A 1,880-nucleotide genomic window follows, 5' to 3' on the forward strand; every position below is an offset into this window, starting at 1 on the left:
CGATGTAGAGTGCTGGGCAGCCAGTCACGTTGACGCACGCCCTGCAACCCGTGCGCTTGTCCTCTATAACCTCGTCATCGGTCCAGACCTCTATCACTGATGTCTCTGGTTGCCAGTTAACGGGTGAGTATCCTTGGGGGCGATGTACTAGAACGGAGCCATCCTGCTTTATAATCAGTATCCTCTCACCGTTTCCAAGCCTAGATGCACTTCTACCCTCGTACTCAATGCTGCATTCGCCAATAACAATAACTACCCTCCCTTCAACTATGGCCTTCTTAATTACACCGGGTAAAGTATTTAAGTCGGGTTTTCCCATACAAGTAGATCAGCCATATATACATCACCATTTCACTGGGCTAACCAGTATCACCCAGCATCGATCAGGCAATGTTTCTCCCATGGTTTAAGGGTATTTTAGGACTGGTGAATGATCGCTCTAGGGAAGTGTTTTAAGGTATAAGGTATCTTGATATAAAGCCGGCATAAATAATATATTCTCAGGTTTAAACCATGAGTGGAGATAGTAAGAGAGAGATAAGGATATTGATAAACGAGGAGCTCTATAAGAGTTTAGAGAAGAAGGCTTTAGAGCTAGGCTTCAAGGATGTCTCAAGCTACATCATTGAAGTACTTTCCAGGGAACTATTATCGATGACCGAGAAAACCGGGGCGGAAGAACTAGAGAGGATGCGTTCCCGCCTCGAAAAATTCATCCAGGATGAAATCAATAAAGGCTTGGCACCCCTTGAAAACATGAGGCGCCAGCTGGCTGAGCTGATTCAAAGAGTTGACGAATTAGAGGAAAAGATAAAGAGTATTGAGGGTAAGGAGGGTGCTAAACCGGGTGAGACACGTGGTGAAGGTAAGGTTGGCAAACCATATAAGACCGGGATAGAGAGGCTCCGCGAGGACAAAATAGTGTTTGAAAGCATGTTACCAGCTAGAATACAGCGTGACAGGCTTTTCTCATACTTCGAGAGAATGGGGGCTGTGGTACTTCATTTAAGCAAGGAGAGAATCGCTGTCGACAGCGAGTTTTGGAATGAGTTCAAGGAGAAGCTGTTTAAAGAGGCCAAGACTAATACCGAGGAGGACTTGAAGAAGATACTTGGTGAAAAAGGATATTTGCTCTGGAAAGCCTTATATGAGGATAACATGATTCTATATGACTCTAAGACCCGTAGTTGGAAGCCTGTCTCAGATGAAGTAAGAAAGTAAGCGGGGATACTGGTTCATGCTGTCTACAGGTAACTATGCCAGGCTACTTGAATCCATTAATATACTGGAGAACGGTGCCATAATACTGGGTGAAAACATATCGATTGATGGATATGCCGAGAAACCAGTTAGAGTGATTACACATGCCCATGTAGATCATTTAGGGGGTTTGGAGGAGAGTATCAAATACTCTAAGATGATAATCGCTACATCAATCACCCTGGATCTAATTGAATCCCTTAACTACGTTGATAAGTATCTACTACCATACTACAGGTTAAAGAAGAAGCCATTGAACTATAAGGAGTGCCTGGTCATTGATGACAACGAGACCCTCTGTCTGTTTCAGGCATCCCACATCCCGGGGGCTGCACAAGTGTACGTTGAGTACAGGGAGCTTAGACTTGGCTATACAGGTGATTTTAAACTTGACGGCAAAACACAGGTGATGAAGGATCTGGATGTACTCGTGATGGAATCAACTTATGGTAACCCTAATTATAGGCGGCCATTCAAGGACGGGGTTCCAGAGTTATTCGCGAGCCTTGTTGAAGAAGGCCTCTACCGATATAAAAGGGTCTATGTATACGGGTATCATGGGAAAGTACAGGAGGCAATGATAATTCTAAGGGAGAAGGGTATTGAAGCACCATTTATCC

Annotated in this window: 2 protein-coding genes and 1 pseudogene; 2 read left to right on the forward strand and 1 reads right to left on the reverse strand. The window is 44.4% G+C overall.

Annotated features, from left to right (window positions below; genetic code table 11):
• Nucleotides 1-319: pseudogene (locus ACP5N5_RS06845) on the reverse strand (endonuclease NucS); the annotation flags it as partial.
• Between the two features lie 194 nt (nt 320-513).
• Between ACP5N5_RS06845 and ACP5N5_RS06850 the strand changes: the two are divergent.
• Nucleotides 514-1,221 (forward strand): hypothetical protein, encoded by a 708-nt coding sequence (locus tag ACP5N5_RS06850; RefSeq protein WP_042667011.1) that lies wholly within the window; start codon nt 514-516, stop codon nt 1,219-1,221.
• Nucleotides 1,222-1,237: 16 nt separating this feature from the next.
• The coding region (locus ACP5N5_RS06855) for an MBL fold metallo-hydrolase (RefSeq protein WP_428134439.1) at nt 1,238-1,880 on the forward strand (643 nt) is incomplete at its 3' end.

The sequence above is a fragment of the Desulfurococcus sp. genome (assembly GCF_049970475.1).
GTDB lineage: Archaea > Thermoproteota > Thermoprotei_A > Sulfolobales > Desulfurococcaceae > Desulfurococcus > Desulfurococcus amylolyticus.

Excerpts from the sequence above, each read along its gene's own strand:
- ACP5N5_RS06850 (WP_042667011.1), top strand. The coding sequence starts at position 514 with ATGAGTGGAGATAGTAAGAGAGAGATAAGGATATTGATAAACGAGGAG.